Genomic DNA, 19,136 nt, shown 5'->3' with positions numbered 1-19,136 from the left:
CGGCGCGCCTGTAGGAGCGAGCTTGCTCGCGAAGGACCCCGTGTCTCTTTGCCGTCTCCGGCTTCAGCGCAGAATCTGCGCCGGCTCATCCGGTGGCAGGTTGTTGCCGCCTGGGTAAGCACGCGGTTGCCCCGGTACCGGGCCGCCCAACTGCTCGGCCAGTTGCCGGGCGACATCGATGCCCAGCTCTTTCGACACTTCACGCACCACCTTCGGCCGGCTCAGGCTGATCTTCGCGTCGCGACCGTTGACCAGCTTGGTTTGCTGGCCTTCACCCATGGCGGTGAACGCCGAGGTGATTTCGTAGGTGCGGGTGTTGATCAGGCTGAAGTCGGCCACCAGGGTCAGGCCCAACACCGCCGAGTAGCTGTTGGTGTTGTCGATGGCGTTGGTGTCCTGCTCGAAGTCGACATCCGACAAGGTGCCGAACAGCACATAGTCCGCGCCCTTGAAGTGGCCGGCCTTGATGCGCTTGATGATGTCGTAGACGTCACCCTTGGCGTCGGCGGTGTAGGGCGTGCCCTGCACCAACTGGAACATCCCGGACTTGATGATCTCGCCCTTGATGTCGCCGCTGAACTTGCGCAGTTCGGTCTGCTCGATGTAGCTCTGGCTGCTCTCGAACTCGTTGTAGTTCGACGAGCCGCTGGCGCTATACATGCTTGCCTGCGAACTGTTCTGCGCAGAAACGATGTGGATGTACTGCTCCACACGCTCCTGATACGCCAGATCGGTGACCGCCACCTTGGGGGCCGCCTGTACGCCAAAGGCGCAGGCCAGGCCCAGAATTCCCATCCATGCGCGCATTGCTTATCGCTCCGTGGTCTTGCGGATTTCTTTCTCGTCCATCCACTCGGCCAGGCCGCTTTCGACGTCGATCAGTTGCAGGCTGAATTTGTAGAAGACGTCCTTGTAGTCCTCGCTGCGCTTGACGATCGAGCTGATCGAGCCTTCCAGGCGGTATTTGGCGGCGATCATGTTGCCGGTCTTGGCGACGGTGTTTTTCTTGTACAGGCCGCTCTGGTTCTGCAGCTTGAGCTGGTCGACCTGGCTCTGCATCTGGTTGTTGTCGCTGGCGAAGCGGGCGGTGCCGGACTTCATCAGCTGGGTCTTGATCGAGGTGGTGATCTCGCGGGTATCGATGTACTCGCTGGTCTTGTTCTTCACGTCGTAGACCTGAACCACCGGACGACCTTGCAGCACGCCGGACTGGGCCAGGGAGCGGGTCATGGTTTCGGCGATCATTTGCAGGTCGGTGGAACCGAATTCATTGGTCACCAGTTCGACGGCCTTGCTGTCGCCGTAGCTGATGTTCTTGCCGCCCAGCACCGGGGAGGGCGACGAGCAGCCGCTGGCCAGGGCAACGACGGCGGCGAGCAGGGAAAGCTGGACAAACTTCATGTAGAAAACTCCGGAAAAAAATTACTGAGACTGGACTTCGAGGCGGAAATCGGTGGCCTGGGGAACCGGCGCAATCGCTGGCAAGACGCTGGATTGCGAACCGTACAGGGTCAGGGTCTTCCAGCTTTCCTCGTCGGCGACGGGGAAGCCGTCGTTGCCCAGCCAGGCGAAGCGATAGAAGAGGGTCTTGTTGCTGCCGCTGGTGTTGTTCAGCGCGACCTTGACGGTGAGAAAGCCGTTCTCGCGGGCGACCCGCATCGGGCCGGTCTCGATGTTCTTCAGCTTGCCCATGACCACGACTTTGCTGGCGGCGCTGCCGGGAGCGGGCGGCGGTGTGGCGCAACCGGCCAGCAGGGCGGTGGCGAGGGCGATGGCGAGTTTGAAGCGCATGACAGTCCTTGGGTTACTTGAGGGTGGCGACGGCGGCTGCCGGAGCCGGAGGTGTGAGGAGCCTGGCGGAGCCGGCGGCGAAGACCTGGTTGCCAACGACGCGCAGCGAAACGACCTGATAAGGACGGTCGACTTTCACCACGATCTTGCTGCCGCCCAAGCCTGACGGCAGGCTCAACTGGTGCTCGCCCGGACTCAGGCGCACACGGGCAACCAGGGTTTCGTTGGGCAGGGTGCGCCAGGTGCGGGTGTCAGCGCCTTCGGTGATGGCGGAGGCGATGCCCACGGCCAGGCCGGCCAGCGGGTTGACGTCGTTGATCTGCTTCTGCGCCACCGCGCGGGTGACGGCGCGCACGCTGGTGCGCAGGATGATGCCCGGCATGTCGTCGCGCAAGGCCCGACGAGACATGGCCGAAGTGCTGTTGAGCGTGGTCAGCGACAGCGACTTGTCGTCCAGCGTGACCTGGCCGACATGGGCGGTGGATGTGTCTTCGCGGATGATCGGGAACGACAGCGGGGTGATCACCAGATTGCCGCTGATCACCAGCGGCAACGGGATGCGGATCGAGTCGCGGGCTGGCGCCAGGCCGCTCTGGACCACGATCAGCACGTCGCTGTCCTGGCTCTTGGGTTTTTCCACGACGACTTCTTTGGCTTTGCCTTTGCGCTTGCCCTTGTTCTTGCTGGCGACAGGGGTGGGTTCGCTGTCGTGGTTGGTGTCCTTGTCGAGGTCGAGCAGGGCCTGTTCCAGCAGCGGCGTGTTGGGCAGCAACTCCGCCGCCTTGCGATAACCCGGCGCGGCCAGGCCCTGTTCGCCCAGCGCCTCGTAGACGAAGCCGGACAGGTAATGGCTGAAGGCGCTCTGGTAGCTGTTTTTCAGGCCGATGACTTCGGGCGCATCAAGGGCGGCGACCGGGTAGCCGCGCAGGTCCTTGTACTCGGTCGTGACGCCTTCCTTCTCGGCTTCTTCTTCGCGCTTGAGGTATTCCTTGTCGCGCAACTCGGCGATCACCGCCTCGCGCTCGTGGGTCTTCTTGATTTCGGTGCGGGCGCCGTCGAAGTCGTTCTGCGCGAGCAGGTTCAGGGCCATTTGGGTGGTCAGCATGACTTTTTCATAGTCATAGCCTTCGTAGCGGCGAACCTTGTCGTTGACCAGGTAGCTGCCGAACTGGCTCAGGTATTTCTCGGTGTCGAGCTTGACCGACTCTTCCCATTTGAACACCAGCCCATCGGCCTCGCGCCAGGCCAACTGGCTGCCGGTCAGGTCGCCCTTGGAGCGCAGCAACTCGCCTTTTTCGAAGTAGTAGAGAAGATCCTTGTCTTCACCGGTGTTGTTTTTCTCCAGCACGGCCAGGGCGGCATCGATGTTGCCGCTGCTCAGGTGCTGGTTGGTTTCCTGGAGTTCGCTGTCGTAGCTGCGGAACACAGAGCAGCCTGTCAGCTGGAGTGCCACGAAAAGCGCGGCAAACGTGAAGACACGGGACTTCATTGCTTCTTCCCTGAACAGAGGTTGGGGTCTTTCGGAAGGCCGAAAAGTGCTTTTGAATTGTTCTTTGATTCCGTGAGGGCATAACGGAAGGCGCGCAGTATAGGGGCGGACTTCGTTACTCCAAGACGTGCGGATTGTTACCGAAGGTGAGTGCCAGCACGCGTGCCATTATCTCCGAAGTGCCCGATGAACGGTAACTTCCGCCGCACTCCGAAGGGCAATTAATGAAATTGTTGCTAATTTTTACGATTCGCCTTGAGCCCGCCTGGACGGCGGTGAACAATATTCGCCTCATCGCTACCGTCCGAGACTGGCCCCATGATTTCCCGCTCCCGCTTGTTCGCCTGGCTGCTGTGGCCAGTGCTGGCCCTGGGCAGTGCCGCGGCACTGGCTGAACCTGTCGAGGGGGCGGCGAAGGCGCTGCACCTGCTGGATTACATCGGCGCGGATTACCCGGCCACGGTGCAGTCCGGCAACGTGGTGGACAAGGCCGAGTACGCCGAGCAACTGGAGTTCCTCGGGGTCCTGCAAGGGTTGCTCGCCGACCTGCCGGAGCGGCCTCAGCGCCAGGCGTTGCGGGACGGCGTCAGCAAGCTGCGCCAGGCCATCAGTGAACATCAGGATGGCGCCAGCGTGGCGCGTCAGGCCCGGCAATTGGGCGCCGAGCTGGCGCTGGCGTATGAAGTCAGCCAGGCCCCGGTCATCACCCCCGACCCGACGCGCGGCGCGCCGCTCTATGCCCAGCACTGCTCGGTGTGCCACGGCGACAGCGGTGCCGGCGATGGCCCCGCGGGCCTCGGCCTGGAGCCGCCGCCCGCCAACCTGCGGGATGTCGCGCGCCTCGACCGGCTGAGCCTGTTCGATCTGTACAACACCCTCGGCCTGGGCATCGAAGGCACCGACATGCCGTCCTTCGCCGACCAGCTCGACGAGCGCCAGCGCTGGGACCTGGCCACCTACATCGCCGGTTTCAGTGCCGACCCGGCCAAGGCCGTCAGCGACAAACCGTTCAACCTCGCCGACCTGGCGCGTCAGACCCCGGCTGAAATCGAAGCAGCCCAGGGCGCACAAGCGCTGCCCGCTTTCCGTGCCCAGCGCGCCAAGCCGCCTCAGGTCCAGCGCGGTCCGGGGCAGTTGCTCGACTACACCGCCACCACCCTCGACCAGAGTCTGGCGGCCTACCAGCGCGGCGACCACGAGCAAGCCTACGACTTGTCGGTAGCGGCTTATCTGGAAGGCTTCGAACTGGTGGAAAGCTCGCTCGACAACGTCGACAGCACCGTGCGCAAAGACACCGAAAAAGCCCTGATGGCTTACCGTCAGTCGCTTCAGGACGGCCTGCCGCTGGAGCAGGTCAGCCAGCGTCTGGCCGACGCCAAGGCCAAGCTGAAGGTGTGCGCCGGTCTGCTGGGCAGTGATGGCCTGAGCTGGTCGCTGAGTTATATCTCCGGCTTGCTGATTCTGTTGCGCGAAGGGCTGGAGGCGATCCTCGTTCTGGCGGCCATCCTCGCGTTTCTGCGCAACACCGGGCAGCAGGCGGCGGTGCGCAGCGTCAACATCGGTTGGGGACTGGCGTTGCTGGCGGGCTTCGGCACCTGGGCGCTGGCTGCGTATGTGATCGATGTGGGCGGCGCGCAGCGCGAACTGCTCGAAGGCTGCACGGCGCTGTTCGCCTGCGTGATGGTGCTCTGGCTCGGCGTGTGGATGCACGACCGTCGGCATGCCGCGGCCTGGCAGGACTACATCAAGAGCAGCCTGGTCGGCGGCGGCGGTCGCTTCGGCTTCGCCATGCTGGCGTTCTTCTCGGTGTACCGCGAGCTGTTCGAGGTGATCCTGTTCTACGAAACCCTCTGGTTGCAGGCCGGTCCGGCCGGGCATCAGGCGGTGCTGGCGGGTGGCGCCACGGCGCTGGTGCTGTTGGTGGGTCTGGCGTGGGTGATCCTGCGTGGCTCGGCCAAGTTGCCGCTGTCGCTGTTCTTCAGCATCAACGCGGCGCTGCTGTGCGCGCTGTCGGTGGTGTTCGCCGGGCATGGCGTCAAGGCGCTGCAGGAAGCCGGGATCTTCGGCACCCGGCCGGTGCCGTTCTTCGACTTCGACTGGCTGGGTATCCATGCCGACGCCTATTCGCTGGCCGCCCAGGTCGCGGCCCTGCTGGCGATCGCGGTGCTGTATGGGCGCAGTTGGTTCAGCGAGCGGCGCCGCGTTTCGGCGCATTGATTTGAAGCGGGGCGGGCGAGCGGGGATACTGCCCGCCTGTTTCGTCTCGCTGTGGATAACTCAATGATGCGTATCTGGATCGATGCCGACGCCTGCCCCAAGGCCGCGAAGGATCAGATCGTTAAATTCGCGCTCAAGCGTCAATTTGAAGTGGTGATGGTGGCCGGCGGGCCCCAGGCCAAGCCGCCTTTCGCCTGCGTAAAGCTGATCGTGGTGCCGAGCGGGCCGGATGCCGCCGATGATTACCTGGTGGAACACGCGGTCCCCGGCGAACTGGTGATCTGCAGCGATGTGCCGCTGGCCGACCGCCTGGTGAAGAAGGGCGTCGCTGCCCTCGATCCGCGTGGCCGCGAGTTCGATGAGCGCAACATGGGCGAGCGGCTGGCGGTGCGCAACCTGTTCACCGACCTGCGTGAACAGGGCCAGGTCGGCGGCGGCCAGGCGCCTTATGGCGAACGCGAAAAGCAGGCGTTCGCCAATTCACTAGACCGCATCCTGACGCGGCTGGCGCGGCAGTTTCCGGGCTGAGGCCCGAGCCGTCAGCCCGGCTAGCGGCGGTCACTCACCTTCGTGGGTCAGTTCCAGCACGCGGTCGACCAGCTTGTAGATACCGCCGGCGGCGTCGCTGATGGACTGGGCGAGCATATAGGCCGGGGTGGTGACCAGCTTGCGCGCGGTGTCTTCGACGATGCCATGCACATCGCATTCTTCGTGAGTTCCGCCCATCTTGACGATGGCTGCACTGATCTCGGCATCGTTGCCGATGGTGCAGACCACGCCCGGGCCGTAGATCTTCGCCGCCAGTGCCGGCGAGATGCAGATCAGGCCTACCGGCTTGCCGGCTTCGGCGAATGCTTCGGCCAGGGCCAGGACATCCGGGTGCACGGTGCAGTTGGCGCCTTCAAGAAGCAGGTTGGAAAGGTTTTTCGCGGTGCCGAAGCCACCCGGCACGATCAACGCGTCGAAGTCGTTGGCATCGGCTTCGCGCAGGTCCTTGATATTGCCGCGGGCGATCCGCGCGGACTCCACCAGCACATTGCGCGACTCGGGCATTTCCTCGCCGGTGAGGTGGTTGATCACGTGCAGTTGCGCGATGTTCGGCGCGAAGCACTGCACCTGGGCGCCGCGCTGGTCGAGGCGCAGCAGGGTGATGACGCTTTCATGGATTTCCGCGCCGTCGTAGACGCCGCAGCCTGACAGAATCACAGCAACTTTTTTGGTCATGCTTTCTACTCCCGATTCGAGGCGCTAAATGTCGTCTAATTTGGCAGTTGTCGCCATAGGGATTCCCGCATTGCGGGCCTAATCTTGATCCATTGCCAGAAAATGGACTCGCCATGGACTTCATCCTGCTTGCCGTGCCGTTTTTCTTCGTCTTGATCGCGGTCGAACTGCTGGCTGACCGCTGGCGCGGCGTGAGCAATTATCGGTTGGCGGATGCCGTCAACAGCCTGAGTGCGGGGGTGTTGTCGACCACCACGGGGTTGTTGACCAAGGGTGTCGGGCTGGTCAGCTACGCCATTGCCCTGGAGCACCTGGCGCTGTTCGAGTTGCCGGCGAATGCCTGGTGGGTGTGGGTGCTGGCGTTCATCGCCTATGACTTCTGCTACTACTGGCTGCATCGCTTCGGCCACGAGCGCAACATTCTCTGGGCCGCGCATTCGGTGCATCACCAGAGCGAGGACTACAACCTTTCTACCGCGCTGCGTCAGACCAGCACCGGCTTTCTGCTGTCGTGGATCTTCTACCTGCCGCTGGCGGTGCTGGGCGTGCCGCTGCTGGTGTTCGTCAGCGTCGGCGCGCTGAACCTGCTGTATCAGTTCTGGGTGCATACCCGGCACATTCCCAAGCTTGGCTGGTATGAGTGGCTGTTCGTCACGCCGTCCAATCATCGCGTCCACCATGCGCAGAATCCTATCTACATAGATCGCAACTACGGGGGCGTGTTCATTCTCTGGGACCGGCTGTTCGGCACCTTCCTCGAAGAAGACGATAACGAGCCCGTGATTTTCGGGGTGACCACGCCGCTGGCGAGCTGGAATCCACTGTGGGCCAATCTGCAGTTCTACGCCCAACTCTGGGCCGATGCGCGACGCACCGGGCGCTGGTGGGACAAGCTGCGAATCTGGTTCATGCCCACCGGCTGGCGCCCGGCCGATGTGGCGCAACGTTATCCACAGGCGAAGCAGGATCTGACGAATTTCCGCAAGTTCGAGGTGCCACTGGGTGGGGCGCAGCAGCTTTACGTGTTGCTGCAATTCGCGGCCTATGTGGCGCTGGGCAGCTATCTGATGAACGCAGGCGGGCGCTTGCCGCTGGCAGCATTGCTGCTGGGCTGGGGAGTGATGGCGTTTGGATTGTTTGTGTTGGGGACGGCGCTGGAGAACCGTCCCTGGGCACGGCGTCTGGAACTGACGCGGCTGGGGCTGAACCTGCCGGCCTATGCGCTGGCCGGTGTGACCGGTCTAGGGCCGGTCACCGCCCTGGGGTGGGTCGCGCTGCTCGGTTACAGCCTGCTCAGCCTGATCGGCCTGTACTTGAGCCGCCGCTTCCTGTTTGGCAATGCGCGCGGCCTTGAACCGGCGGCGCAGCCACAGCAGGGCGCCGAGCACCAGCAGGCCGCCGAGCACCCATAGTTCGTACTTCTTCACGTTGCCCAGCAGGCCTTCGAGAATCGCGCCGAAGTGGTAGGCGGCGGCACCCAGGGCCAACGCCCAGACCGCCGCGCCGATGCCATTGAGCAACAGGTAGCGGCGCGGTGGATAACCGGACAGGCCGATGGCCACCGGCATCACGGTACGCAGGCCGTAGACGAAGCGGAAACTCAGCACCCAGATGTCCGGGTGGCGGCGGATGTGCTCAAGCGCCCGGTCGCCCATCAACTGCCAGCGCGGTTTGCGTGCCAGCAACTTGCGCCCATGACGACGGCCCATGAAGTACCAGAGCTGATCGCCGGCATAGCTGCCGAAGAACGCCACCAGCACCACCAGGTTGATGTCCATGTATCCGCGGAACGCAAGGAATCCGGCCAGTACCAGGATGGTCTCGCCTTCAAAAAACGTACCTAGAAAAAGGGCAAAGTAGCCGAAATCTTGCAGGAATTCTTGAAGCATTTTCTGGATGCTGGCGAAATGAACGCGCAGCCTACCCCTTCGAGCGCTTGGGGGAAAGTGTCCAAATGTGTCTCGACGTGAACAATTCCTACAAGGGACAATGCCTGCGTCTGTAGGTCGCAGGGTTGTCCCCGCCTGTCACACAAGCGTCATAATGGCCGCTTATAACTGTCGCGCCCGCCTGTCCGCGCGGGCTCAGGAGTCTGCCGTGAGCTTTACCCCTGCCAATCGTCTGTTCCCCGCTACCCGCCTGCGTCGCAACCGTCGTGATGACTTTTCCCGTCGTCTGGTTCGCGAGAACGTCCTGACTGTCGATGACCTGATCCTGCCGGTATTCGTGCTGGATGGTGAAAACCGCCGCGAGGAAGTGGCCTCCATGCCGGGCGTCGAACGCCTGAGCATCGACCTGCTGCTGGAAGCGGCGGCGGAGTGGGTCGAGCTGGGTATTCCGGCGCTGGCACTGTTCCCGGTGACCCCGTCGGAAAACAAATCCCTCGATGGCGCCGAAGCCTGGAACCCCGAAGGCATTGCCCAGCGCGCTACCCGCGCCCTGCGTGCACGCTTCCCGGAACTGGGCGTGATTACCGACGTCGCGCTTGACCCGTTCACCACCCACGGTCAGGACGGCATCCTTGATGAAGAAGGCTATGTGCAGAACGACATCACCGTCGATGCACTGGTCCGCCAGGCCCTGTCCCACGCCGAAGCCGGCGCCCAGGTGGTCGCTCCGTCGGACATGATGGACGGCCGCATCCAGGCCATCCGTGAAGCCCTGGAGCTGGCCGGGCACGTCAACGTGCGCATCATGGCCTACTCGGCCAAGTACGCCAGCGCTTACTATGGTCCGTTCCGCGATGCGGTGGGCTCGGCGCTCAATCTGGGCAAGGCCAACAAGGCCTCGTACCAGATGGATCCGGCCAACACCAATGAGGCGCTGCACGAAGTGGCAGCCGACCTCTCCGAAGGCGCCGATATGGTCATGGTCAAGCCAGGCATGCCATATCTGGATATCCTTCAGCGGGTCAAGGACGAGTTCAAGGTGCCGACCTTCGTTTACCAGGTCAGTGGCGAGTACGCGATGCACATGGCTGCGATCCAGAATGGCTGGCTCTCCGAGGGCGTCATTCTCGAATCGCTCACCGCTTTCAAACGAGCGGGCGCCGACGGCATCCTGACTTACTTCGCTGTACGCGCCGCACAATTGATGAGAGGGCAGTAACGCCCTTCAGGAACGCAAGATGAATAACGAAGCACTGATCGAAGACGCTGTTAAGGATGAACCAGTCGCTCCCGAGCAACTGCTGGAAACCCCGCCAGAACCCGAGGTGGTCGCGGCTCCCCCGGCGGAGGCGCCGGCGGTTGCTCCGGCACCCGCTGTCGCGGTACCGGGCCTGGATGACAGCAGCCTTTACATCCATCGCGAACTGTCGCAATTGCAGTTCAACATCCGCGTGCTGGAACAGGCGCTGGATGAGTCCTATCCCCTGCTGGAGCGGCTGAAGTTTCTGCTGATCTTCTCCAGCAACCTGGATGAGTTCTTCGAGATTCGTGTTGCGGGCCTGAAAAAGCAGATCACCTTCGCTCGCGAGCAGGCCGGCGCCGACGGCCTGCAGCCGCACCAGGCACTGGCGCGGATCAGCGACCTGGTGCACCACGAAGTGCAGCGCCAGTACGCGATTCTCAACGAAGTGCTGCTGCCGGAACTGGAAAAGCACCAGATCCGCTTCATCCGTCGCCGTCACTGGACGACCAAGCTCAAGACCTGGGTGCGCCGCTTCTTCCGCGACGAGATCGCGCCGATCATCACACCGATCGGCCTCGACCCGACTCACCCGTTCCCGCTGCTGGTGAACAAGAGCCTGAACTTCATCGTCGAGCTGGAAGGTATCGATGCCTTCGGCCGCGACTCGGGCCTGGCGATTATCCCGGCGCCGCGTCTGCTGCCGCGGGTTATCCGGGTGCCGGAAGACGTCGGTGGTCCTGGCGACAACTATGTATTCCTTTCGTCGATGATCCACGCGCACGCCGATGACCTGTTCCAGGGCATGAAGGTCAAGGGCTGCTACCAGTTCCGCCTGACCCGTAACGCCGACCTGGCGCTGGACTCCGAAGATGTCGAAGACCTGGCCCGCGCCCTGCGCGGCGAGCTGTTCTCCCGTCGCTACGGTGACGCGGTGCGTCTCGAGGTCGCCGACACTTGCCCGAAACACCTGTCCGACTACCTGCTCAAGCAGTTCAGCCTGAGCGAGAGCGAGCTGTATCAGGTCAATGGGCCGGTCAACCTGACCCGCCTGTTCAGCATCACCGGCCTGGACAGCCATCCGGAGCTGCAATACCTCCCGTTCACGCCGGCCATTCCCAAGCTGTTGCAGAACAGCGAGAACATTTTCAGCGTGGTGAGCAAGCAGGACATCCTGCTGATGCACCCGTTCGAGTCGTTCACCCCGGTCGTGGACATGCTGCGCCAGGCCGCCAAGGACCCGCACGTCCTGGCCGTACGCCAGACCCTCTACCGCAGCGGCGCCAACTCGGAAATCGTCGATGCGCTGGTGGACGCGGCGCGTAACGGCAAGGAGGTCACCGCGGTGATCGAATTGCGCGCGCGCTTCGACGAAGAGTCCAACCTGCAGATGGCCAGCCGCCTGCAGGCCGCTGGTGCCGTGGTGATCTACGGTGTGGTCGGCTTCAAGACCCACGCCAAGATGATGTTGATCCTGCGTCGCGAAGCCGGCGAGATCGTCCGCTACGCGCACCTGGGGACCGGCAACTACCACGCCGGCAACGCCCGCCTGTATACCGACTACAGCCTGCTGACTTCCGACGATGCGCTTTGCGAGGACGTCGGCAAGTTGTTCAGCCAGTTGATCGGCATGGGCAAGACCCTGCGCATGAAAAAGCTGCTGCACGCGCCTTTCACCCTGAAGAAAGGCATGCTCGACATGATCGCGCGGGAAACCCAGTTCGCCGTGGAAGGCAAGCCGGCGCACATCATCGCCAAGTTCAACTCGCTGACCGACCCGAAGATCATCCGCGCGCTGTACAAGGCCAGCCAGTCGGGCGTGCGCATTGATCTGGTGGTACGTGGCATGTGCTGCCTGCGTCCGGGCATCGCCGGCGTCTCGCACAACATCCACGTGCGCTCGATCATCGGCCGCTTCCTGGAGCACACTCGGGTGTTCTACTTCCTCAATGGCGGCGAGGAGCAGATCTTCCTGTCCAGCGCCGACTGGATGGAGCGCAACCTCGACAAGCGCGTCGAGACTTGCTTCCCGGTCGATGGCAAGAAACTGCTGCTACGGGTGAAGAAAGAGCTGGAAGGGTACCTGACCGACAACACCCACTCGTGGATCCTGCAACCGGACGGCCGCTACGTACGCAGCACGCCGACCGGCAACCAGAACCCGCGCAGTGTTCAGGCGACTCTGCTCGAGCGCCTGAGCAATCCGGTGCTTATCGTACGCTGAGGACGAAACCGACCCGGGCCAACCACTCGGCTTCCTGTTCGAAGTCGGCCCGGGTCAACTGGTTCTCTTCCAGCCAGTTATCCGGGAATGCGATGGCCAGGCTGTCGCCATTGGCGTGCAGTTCCACCTTTGGCATCTGTTGGGTGCCGCGGATGTGGTGGAACAGGATGGCGAAGCGCAGCAGTACGCACAGGCGAATGAGCTTCACGCCTTCGTCGCCGAAGTCGGCGAACTTGTCCTTGGGAATGTTGCGGCGGTGGCCACGCACCAGCAGGGCCAGCATTTGCTGGTCTTCGCGGGAGAAACCGGCCAGGTCGGAGTGTTCGATCAGGTAGGCGCCGTGCTTGTGGTAGTGATAGTGGGCGATATCCAGGCCCACCTCATGCACCTTGGCCGCCCAGCCCAGCAGTTCACGCCAGATACCGTCTTGCAGATCCCACGCCGCGGCTACCTGGTCGAAGGCGTGCAGCGCCTTGCGCTCGACCCGGGCAACCTGGCCCTGATCGACGTGGTAGCGCTCCATCAGCGAACTGAGGGTGCGCTCGCGCACGTCTTCGTGATGGTGGCGGCCGAGCAGGTCATAGAGCACGCCTTCGCGCAGGGCGCCGTCGCAGTGGTCCATGCGTTGCAGTTCGAGGGCGTCGAAAATCGCTTCGAGGATCGCCAGGCCTGCCGGGAAGATCGCCCGACGGTCAGGTTTGACGCCGTCGAAGTCGATCTTCTCGATTTCGCCCAGCTTGAACAGCTTGCGCTTGAGCCAGGCCAGGCCTTCGGCGTTGACTTCACCGTTGCCCAGGCCGCCGGCCTTGATGGCCAGGCCAATGGCGCGGATGGTGCCGGACGACCCGATGGCTTCATCCCAGCCCAGGCGGTGCAGGGCGGTTTCGATGCTCATCAGCTCCAGGCGCGCCGCGGTGTAGGCCTGGGCGTAGCGTGCCGGGGTGATCTTGCCGTCGCGGAAATAACGCTGGGTGAAGCTGACACAGCCCATTTGCAGGCTTTCGCGCAGCAGCGGTTCGAAGCGCTGGCCGATGATGAACTCGGTACTGCCGCCGCCGATGTCGGCGACCAGGCGCTTGCCGGGGGTGTCGGCGAGGGTGTGGGAAACACCCAGATAAATGAGGCGGGCTTCCTCGCGACCGGAAATCACTTCCACCGGATGGCCGAGGATTTCTTCGGCGCGGCGGATGAACTCGCCGCGGTTGCGCGCTTCGCGCAGTGCGTTGGTGCCGACGATGCGCACCGAGCCCTGGGGCATGCCGTTGATCAGTTGGGCGAAGCGCTTGAGGCAGTCGAGGCCGCGCTGCATGGATTCTTCGTTGAGCTGGCGCTCTTCATTGATGCCAGCCGCCAGTTGAACCTTCTCGCCGAGCCGCTCAAGGATACGGATTTCGCTGTGATGGGCTTTGGCTACAACCATATGGAAGCTGTTGGAGCCAAGGTCAATGGCGGCGATCAGGGAAAGGTTCTTGGCAGTGGAATGCGGCATGTGATGGCTTCTCGGTCGTTAACCCGGCAATCCTGCCACGATAGTCGGTTTACGCCAACGCGGAGCAGTGCAAGGCTTGATATGGCGCAGTTTCGCGTAGGAATTGTGTCTTTTGTGTGACGGTCGATACGCAAGATCATGAACTACCATAGACAGACTCAATCGCTGGCGGCTTCCTGTCGGCAGAGAGGGCCGTTATGATGGGCAACGTTTTTTGCTTCCGAACCTGGAGATTTCCATGAGCAGCGATCTTATCAAACACGTTACCGACGCCAGTTTCGAGGCCGACGTACTGCAGGCCCAGGGCCCTGTACTGGTCGACTACTGGGCTGAGTGGTGCGGTCCTTGCAAAATGATCGCTCCGGTCCTGGACGCTATCGCCGAGGATTACAACGGCAAGCTGACCATCGCCAAGCTGAACATCGACTCAAACCCGGATACTCCGGGCAAGCACGGCGTTCGGGGTATCCCGACCCTGATGCTGTTCAAGGACGGCCAGGTCGCAGCCACCAAGGTCGGCGCCCTGTCGAAATCTCAGTTGCAAGCGTTCATCGACGCCAATATCTGAGTCTGTAAAAGCCCCGCATTTGTCGGGGCTTTTCTCATTCTGGTGACTAGACGCCAGAAAAAGCAGGTGTTAAATTCGGCCTCGCATTGTTTCTTCAATGCCCCCTGCACACCGCCGCCGCCTTCCAATTCGAACTTGTGCGCGATCCTGTCGCCTTCTCTGCGGCGCGGCCTCATTAAGCCAGATGCTTAATCTCCCTTCTTACATGATTACCTCAATCCCCTTATGAACCTGACTGAACTCAAGCAAAAGCCGATTACCGATCTGCTAGAAATGGCCGAACAGATGGGCATAGAAAATATGGCCCGTTCGCGCAAGCAGGATGTGATTTTCTCCCTGTTGAAGAAGCACGCGAAAAGCGGCGAGGAAATTTCCGGTGACGGCGTGCTGGAGATTCTCCAGGACGGCTTCGGCTTCCTGCGTTCGGCGGATTCTTCCTACCTGGCCGGCCCAGACGACATCTACGTCTCGCCAAGCCAGATCCGTCGCTTCAACCTGCGCACCGGCGACACCATCGTCGGCAAGATCCGGCCGCCAAAAGAAGGCGAGCGTTACTTCGCACTGCTCAAGGTCGACACCATCAACTTCGACCGTCCTGAAAACGCGAAGAACAAGATCCTGTTCGAAAACCTGACGCCGCTGTTCCCCAACAAGCGCCTGAAGATGGAAGCCGGCAACGGTTCCACCGAAGACCTCACCGGTCGCGTTATCGACCTGTGCGCCCCGATCGGCAAAGGCCAGCGCGGCCTGATCGTCGCCCCGCCGAAAGCGGGCAAGACCATCATGCTGCAGAACATCGCGGCCAACATTACCCGCAACAACCCCGAGTGCCACCTGATCGTTCTGCTGATCGACGAGCGCCCGGAAGAAGTGACCGAAATGCAGCGCACCGTGCGCGGCGAAGTGGTTGCCTCCACCTTCGACGAGCCGCCAACCCGTCACGTGCAAGTGGCCGAAATGGTCATCGAGAAGGCCAAGCGCCTGGTCGAGCACAAGAAAGACGTGGTCATCCTGCTCGACTCCATCACCCGTCTGGCTCGCGCCTACAACACCGTGATCCCGAGCTCCGGCAAGGTACTGACCGGTGGTGTCGATGCCCACGCGCTGGAAAAACCGAAGCGTTTCTTCGGTGCCGCACGGAACATCGAGGAAGGCGGTTCGCTGACCATCATCGCCACCGCGCTGGTTGAAACCGGTTCGAAGATGGACGAAGTGATCTACGAAGAGTTCAAGGGCACCGGCAACATGGAACTGCCTCTGGACCGTCGCATCGCCGAGAAGCGTGTGTTCCCGGCCATCAACATCAACCGTTCGGGCACCCGCCGCGAAGAGCTGCTGACCGCCGACGACGAACTGCAACGCATGTGGATCCTGCGCAAGCTGCTGCACCCGATGGACGAAATCGCCGCCATCGAGTTCTTGATCGACAAGCTCAAGCAGACCAAGACCAACGACGAGTTCTTCCTGTCGATGAAGCGCAAGTAAGCACTCGCTGTAGGCAAGAGCCGGGGAAACCCGGCTTTTTGCTATCTATCTTACGGACTATTCTGACTGGCCCGGTTCGGCGCTACACTGCCCGTCCCGACCGATACGGCCAATACGAGGCTCACGCATGCAGTATCGCGATTTGCGCGACTTTATCCGTGGCCTGGAGCAGCGCTCAGAACTCAAGCGCATCCAGGTCCCCATTTCGCCGGTCCTGGAAATGACTGAAGTCTGCGACCGCACACTGCGGGCCAAGGGGCCGGCACTGTTGTTCGAGCGCCCCACCGGTTACGACATTCCCGTTCTCGGCAACCTGTTCGGCACCCCGGAGCGGGTGGCCATGGGCATGGGCGCCCAGTCGGTGAGCGAACTGCGGGAAATCGGCAAGCTGCTGGCGTTCCTCAAGGAGCCCGAGCCGCCGAAGGGGCTCAAGGACGCCTGGTCCAAGCTGCCGATCTTCAAGAAAGTCGTGGCCATGGCGCCGAAAGTGGTCAAGGACGCGCCTTGCCACGAAGTGGTCATCGAGGGCGAGGATGTCGACCTGGGCATGCTGCCGATCCAGCATTGCTGGCCAGGCGACGTCGCGCCGCTGATCACCTGGGGCCTGACCGTTACCCGCGGGCCGAACAAGGAACGGCAGAACCTCGGCATCTATCGCCAGCAGGTGATTGGCCGCAACAAGGTCATCATGCGCTGGCTCAGCCACCGCGGCGGTGCCCTCGACTACCGCGAGTGGTGCGAGAAGAACCCCGGCAAGCCATTCCCGGTGGCCGTCGCCCTGGGCGCTGACCCGGCGACCATCCTCGGTGCCGTCACGCCGGTGCCGGACACCCTTTCCGAATACGCCTTCGCCGGCCTGCTGCGGGGCAACCGCACCGAGCTGGTGAAGTGCCGTGGCAGCGACCTGCAGGTGCCGGCGACCGCCGAGATCATCCTGGAAGGCGTGATCCACCCCGGCGAAACCGCGCCCGAAGGCCCGTATGGCGACCACACCGGCTATTACAACGAAGTCGACAGCTTCCCGGTGTTCACCATCGAGCGCATCACTCACCGCACCAAGCCGATCTATCACAGCACCTACACCGGCCGTCCACCGGATGAGCCGGCGATTCTCGGCGTGGCGCTGAACGAAGTGTTCGTGCCGATCCTGCAGAAGCAGTTCCCGGAAATCACCGACTTCTACCTGCCACCCGAAGGCTGCTCCTACCGCATGGCGGTGGTCACCATGAAGAAGCAGTACCCGGGGCACGCCAAGCGGGTAATGCTGGGCGTCTGGTCGTTTTTGCGACAGTTCATGTACACCAAGTTCGTTATCGTCACCGACGACGATGTCAATGCGCGGGACTGGAACGACGTGATCTGGGCCATCACCACGCGCATGGACCCCAAGCGCGACACGGTGCTGATCGAGAACACGCCGATCGATTACCTCGACTTCGCCTCGCCGGTCTCGGGCCTCGGTTCGAAGATGGGCCTGGACGCCACCAACAAGTGGCCGGGCGAAACCACGCGCGAATGGGGCCGGGTCATCGTCAAGGACGAGGCCGTCACCAAGCGGATCGATGAGCTGTGGAACCAGTTGGGAATAGATTGATGCAGGTAACCTTGCAGCCGTCCGGAGCCGTACTGGCGCTCAAGCCCGGAGAGAGGATTCTGGAAGCGGCACAACGCCTGGGTTACGACTGCCCGCAGAGCTGCCGCAATGGCAACTGTCACGTCTGTGCCGCCCTGCTGGTGGAGGGCCGGGTGCGTCAGGACGGTGAAGTACGCGATCACGGTGAGCTGTTCACCTGCATCGCCGAACCGCTGGAAGACTGCATCCTGCTCTGGGACGGCGTGCTCGCCCTGGGCGAACTGCCGGTGCGTACGCTGGCGTGCCAGTTGAGCGAGTGCACCGAGGTCGGTGGCGATGTCTGGCGCGTGCGCCTGCGCGCCCCGGCCGGCAAACCGCCGCGCTACCACGCCGGGCAGTATTTGCTGATCGAGCGCGAAAGCGGCGACAAGGCAGCCTTCTCCCTGGCGTCGGCACCGCACGGTGGCCGTGACCTGGAAATGCACGTGCTGGCGCGGGAAAAGAGCGCGCTGGACCTGATCGCGCAACTGCAGCGCACTCGCATGGCCCGCCTCGAAATGCCGTTTGGCGACACCCATCTCGCCGAATTGCCGGAAGGTCCGCTGGTGCTGATCGCCGCAGGCACCGGCATGGCGCAGATGCACAGCCTGATCGAGCATTGCCGCGTGCAGGGCTTCAAGCACCCGGTGCATCTGTACTGGGGCGTGCGCCGGCCCGAGGACTTCTACAGCATCGACGCATGGGCGCAGTGGGAGCAACTGCCAAACCTGTTCCTGCACAAGGTCGTGAGCGACCTGTGTGGCTGGGACGGGCGCTGCGGCCTGCTGCATGAGGCGGTCTGCGAGGACCTCGACGACCTGTCGCGGATCCATGTCTATGCCAGCGGTTCGCCGGCCATGGTCTATGCCACCCTCGATGCCCTGGTGAATGCCGGCATGGATGCGCACCAGATGCGCGCCGATGTATTCGCTTATGCCCCACGCGGCTAACTTGAGTAATAAGGCGCGTTGCAACAACGCGCCGGTTTATAACCGAGTGTCCAAGTAAGGCTTATAAGCAAATGCCCGCCTTTTAATTATTGCCGGCGCCGCGAAAAAGTATCGCTACACTTGCAATAGTGTCCTTCGATCTTCTGAAACTCCCGTATTTCGCGGTGTTTAGGCGAGCGGGGGGCTTGTTTCCGAACCGTTGTCTGCCGTACGGTAAGTGTCTATTGAGTGCGTTGGCTCTATAGTGGAGTACTTCGGTATTTCACGAGGAACTTTGGCGGCGGCTATGTCGGTAATCGAACCTGCACCTTTTCCCCTTGCGTATCCCCCGGTACTTGATTTCGGTCAGCAATTGTCCCGGGAGCAACTTCTCGACTCTGTCCAGCAAACCATGGCCCTGCACCAAGGCGGCCCGGTCTGGCTGTTCGCCTACGGTTCGTTGATCTGGCGCCCGGAGTGCCAGTCCACCGAGCGGCGGCGCGGGCGGGTTCATGGTTATCACCGCGGGCTGTACCTGTGGTCGCATGAGCATCGCGGCACGCCGGAATGTCCGGGGCTGGTGTTCGGCCTGGACCGCGGTGGTTCGTGCAGCGGGTTCGCCTATCGGTTGCCGGAAGACAAACTGCAGGATTCGCTGCTGGCGCTGTGGCAGCGCGAGATGCCGTACCCGGCGTATCGCCCGCACTGGCTGAATTGCCGGTTGGAAGACGGCAGCAAGGTGCAGGCGCTGGGGTTCGTGCTGGAGCGGCATCTGCCGTGCTACGCGGGGAATCTGCCGGACAGCCTGCTCACCCATATCCTCGCCAGCGCCAAAGGGCGTTATGGCACGACCCGCGATTATGTCGAGCAGACCCTGGAAGCGTTGCGCAGCCATGCCATGCCGGACCGCAATCTGGAGGCGCGGTACAGGCGCTGTCATGGTCAGTGATTGAGCCTTGGGGGGGGCCCCCCCCCCCCC

The 19,136-nt window shown here is 62.6% G+C and carries 16 protein-coding genes and 1 pseudogene; 10 read left to right on the top strand and 7 right to left on the bottom strand.

What is annotated here, in order from left to right; translation table 11 throughout:
- Nucleotides 1–63: 63 nt before the first annotated feature.
- The 4 genes from NTD82_RS05535 to NTD82_RS05520 are packed head-to-tail and all read right to left on the bottom strand — an operon-like array spanning nt 64 to nt 3,280.
- A complete protein-coding gene (locus NTD82_RS05535) occupies nt 64–807 on the bottom strand; it encodes a penicillin-binding protein activator LpoB (protein WP_095156454.1) in 744 nt (247 codons plus the stop codon).
- A 3-nt stretch (nt 808–810) separates the two neighbouring features.
- Nucleotides 811–1,401: a penicillin-binding protein activator LpoB gene (gene lpoB, locus NTD82_RS05530; RefSeq protein WP_095156453.1), complete on the bottom strand. Its 591-nt coding sequence runs from the start codon at nt 1,399–1,401 to the stop codon at nt 811–813.
- Between the two features lie 21 nt (nt 1,402–1,422).
- The gene (locus NTD82_RS05525; protein WP_095156452.1) at nt 1,423–1,791 is read right to left on the bottom strand and encodes a YcfL family protein; all 369 of its coding nucleotides are present in this window, start codon (nt 1,789–1,791) and stop codon (nt 1,423–1,425) included.
- A gap of 13 nt (nt 1,792–1,804) precedes the next feature.
- The gene (locus tag NTD82_RS05520; protein ID WP_262128029.1) at nt 1,805–3,280 is read right to left on the bottom strand and encodes a COG3014 family protein; all 1,476 of its coding nucleotides are present in this window, start codon (nt 3,278–3,280) and stop codon (nt 1,805–1,807) included.
- 318 nt (nt 3,281–3,598) lie between these two features.
- Between NTD82_RS05520 and NTD82_RS05515 the strand changes: the two genes are divergently transcribed.
- Together NTD82_RS05515 and NTD82_RS05510 are read left to right on the top strand one after the other, a co-directional pair.
- Nucleotides 3,599–5,497: a cytochrome c/FTR1 family iron permease gene (locus tag NTD82_RS05515; RefSeq protein WP_262128028.1), complete on the top strand. Its 1,899-nt coding sequence runs from the start codon at nt 3,599–3,601 to the stop codon at nt 5,495–5,497.
- A gap of 66 nt (nt 5,498–5,563) precedes the next feature.
- On the top strand, nt 5,564–6,025 hold the full coding sequence (locus NTD82_RS05510; RefSeq protein WP_095156498.1) for a YaiI/YqxD family protein: 462 nt from the start codon (nt 5,564–5,566) through the stop codon (nt 6,023–6,025).
- 30 nt (nt 6,026–6,055) lie between these two features.
- Here NTD82_RS05510 and elbB read toward each other — a convergent pair whose 3' ends face one another.
- A complete protein-coding gene (elbB, locus tag NTD82_RS05505) occupies nt 6,056–6,721 on the bottom strand; it encodes an isoprenoid biosynthesis glyoxalase ElbB (RefSeq protein ID WP_262128027.1) in 666 nt (221 codons plus the stop codon).
- Between the two features lie 113 nt (nt 6,722–6,834).
- Between elbB and NTD82_RS05500 the strand changes: the two are divergent.
- A pseudogene (locus NTD82_RS05500) lies at nt 6,835–8,043 on the top strand (sterol desaturase family protein); the annotation flags it as partial.
- Here the strand turns inward: NTD82_RS05500 and NTD82_RS05495 are convergent.
- Nucleotides 7,963–8,610 carry a DedA family protein gene (locus tag NTD82_RS05495; protein ID WP_175652605.1) on the bottom strand — a complete coding sequence of 216 codons (648 nt, stop codon included), beginning with the start codon at nt 8,608–8,610 and terminating at the stop codon, nt 7,963–7,965. The pseudogene NTD82_RS05500 and the gene NTD82_RS05495 overlap by 81 nt on opposite strands.
- A gap of 208 nt (nt 8,611–8,818) precedes the next feature.
- Between NTD82_RS05495 and hemB the strand changes: the two genes are divergently transcribed.
- Together hemB and ppk1 are read left to right on the top strand one after the other, a co-directional pair.
- Nucleotides 8,819–9,829, top strand: a complete 1,011-nt coding sequence (gene hemB / locus NTD82_RS05490) for a porphobilinogen synthase (RefSeq protein WP_095156447.1) — start codon at nt 8,819–8,821, stop codon at nt 9,827–9,829.
- Nucleotides 9,830–9,848: 19 nt separating this feature from the next.
- Nucleotides 9,849–12,074: a polyphosphate kinase 1 gene (ppk1, locus tag NTD82_RS05485; protein ID WP_095156446.1), complete on the top strand. Its 2,226-nt coding sequence runs from the start codon at nt 9,849–9,851 to the stop codon at nt 12,072–12,074.
- Here ppk1 and ppx read toward each other — a convergent pair.
- Complete coding sequence (gene ppx, locus NTD82_RS05480; RefSeq protein ID WP_262128026.1) at nt 12,061–13,563, bottom strand: exopolyphosphatase; 1,503 nt, start codon at nt 13,561–13,563, stop codon at nt 12,061–12,063. The two genes, ppk1 and ppx, sit on opposite strands and share 14 nt — an antisense overlap.
- A 238-nt stretch (nt 13,564–13,801) precedes the next feature.
- Here ppx and trxA point away from each other — a divergent pair, with 238 nt between their 5' ends.
- From trxA to NTD82_RS05455, 5 genes are all read left to right on the top strand, one after another.
- A complete protein-coding gene (gene trxA, locus NTD82_RS05475) occupies nt 13,802–14,131 on the top strand; it encodes a thioredoxin TrxA (RefSeq protein WP_095156497.1) in 330 nt (109 codons plus the stop codon).
- A 225-nt stretch (nt 14,132–14,356) separates the two neighbouring features.
- On the top strand, nt 14,357–15,616 hold the full coding sequence (gene rho, locus NTD82_RS05470) for a transcription termination factor Rho (protein ID WP_095156444.1): 1,260 nt from the start codon (nt 14,357–14,359) through the stop codon (nt 15,614–15,616).
- Between the two features lie 127 nt (nt 15,617–15,743).
- Nucleotides 15,744–17,210, top strand: a complete 1,467-nt coding sequence (ubiD, locus tag NTD82_RS05465) for a 4-hydroxy-3-polyprenylbenzoate decarboxylase (RefSeq protein WP_095156443.1) — start codon at nt 15,744–15,746, stop codon at nt 17,208–17,210.
- Nucleotides 17,210–18,178 carry a CDP-6-deoxy-delta-3,4-glucoseen reductase gene (locus tag NTD82_RS05460; protein WP_095156442.1) on the top strand — a complete coding sequence of 323 codons (969 nt, stop codon included), beginning with the start codon at nt 17,210–17,212 and terminating at the stop codon, nt 18,176–18,178. Before ubiD ends, NTD82_RS05460 begins: the two co-directional genes overlap by 1 nt.
- Before the next feature lie 286 nt (nt 18,179–18,464).
- Complete coding sequence (locus tag NTD82_RS05455; protein WP_262128025.1) at nt 18,465–19,106, top strand: gamma-glutamylcyclotransferase; 642 nt, start codon at nt 18,465–18,467, stop codon at nt 19,104–19,106.
- Nucleotides 19,107–19,136: the final 30 nt, after the last annotated feature.

It is taken from the genome of Pseudomonas sp. 5P_5.1_Bac1 (genome assembly GCF_025466015.1).
Classification (GTDB): domain Bacteria; phylum Pseudomonadota; class Gammaproteobacteria; order Pseudomonadales; family Pseudomonadaceae; genus Aquipseudomonas.
The sequence above is the reverse complement of the archived record's forward strand: the minus strand, read 5'-3'. Positions and strand labels throughout refer to the sequence as shown.

Coding starts and splice junctions, on each gene's coding strand:
- NTD82_RS05535 (WP_095156454.1), bottom strand. CDS start 807: ATGCGCGCATGGATGGGAATTCTGGGCCTGGCCTGCGCCTTTGGCGTA.
- lpoB (WP_095156453.1), bottom strand. CDS start 1,401: ATGAAGTTTGTCCAGCTTTCCCTGCTCGCCGCCGTCGTTGCCCTGGCC.
- NTD82_RS05525 (WP_095156452.1), bottom strand. CDS start 1,791: ATGCGCTTCAAACTCGCCATCGCCCTCGCCACCGCCCTGCTGGCCGGT.
- NTD82_RS05520 (WP_262128029.1), bottom strand. CDS start 3,280: ATGAAGTCCCGTGTCTTCACGTTTGCCGCGCTTTTCGTGGCACTCCAG.
- NTD82_RS05515 (WP_262128028.1), top strand. CDS start 3,599: ATGATTTCCCGCTCCCGCTTGTTCGCCTGGCTGCTGTGGCCAGTGCTG.
- NTD82_RS05510 (WP_095156498.1), top strand. CDS start 5,564: ATGCGTATCTGGATCGATGCCGACGCCTGCCCCAAGGCCGCGAAGGAT.
- elbB (WP_262128027.1), bottom strand. CDS start 6,721: ATGACCAAAAAAGTTGCTGTGATTCTGTCAGGCTGCGGCGTCTACGAC.
- NTD82_RS05495 (WP_175652605.1), bottom strand. CDS start 8,610: ATGCTTCAAGAATTCCTGCAAGATTTCGGCTACTTTGCCCTTTTTCTA.
- ppk1 (WP_095156446.1), top strand. CDS start 9,849: ATGAATAACGAAGCACTGATCGAAGACGCTGTTAAGGATGAACCAGTC.
- ppx (WP_262128026.1), bottom strand. CDS start 13,563: ATGCCGCATTCCACTGCCAAGAACCTTTCCCTGATCGCCGCCATTGAC.
- trxA (WP_095156497.1), top strand. CDS start 13,802: ATGAGCAGCGATCTTATCAAACACGTTACCGACGCCAGTTTCGAGGCC.
- rho (WP_095156444.1), top strand. CDS start 14,357: ATGAACCTGACTGAACTCAAGCAAAAGCCGATTACCGATCTGCTAGAA.
- ubiD (WP_095156443.1), top strand. CDS start 15,744: ATGCAGTATCGCGATTTGCGCGACTTTATCCGTGGCCTGGAGCAGCGC.
- NTD82_RS05460 (WP_095156442.1), top strand. CDS start 17,210: ATGCAGGTAACCTTGCAGCCGTCCGGAGCCGTACTGGCGCTCAAGCCC.
- NTD82_RS05455 (WP_262128025.1), top strand. CDS start 18,465: ATGTCGGTAATCGAACCTGCACCTTTTCCCCTTGCGTATCCCCCGGTA.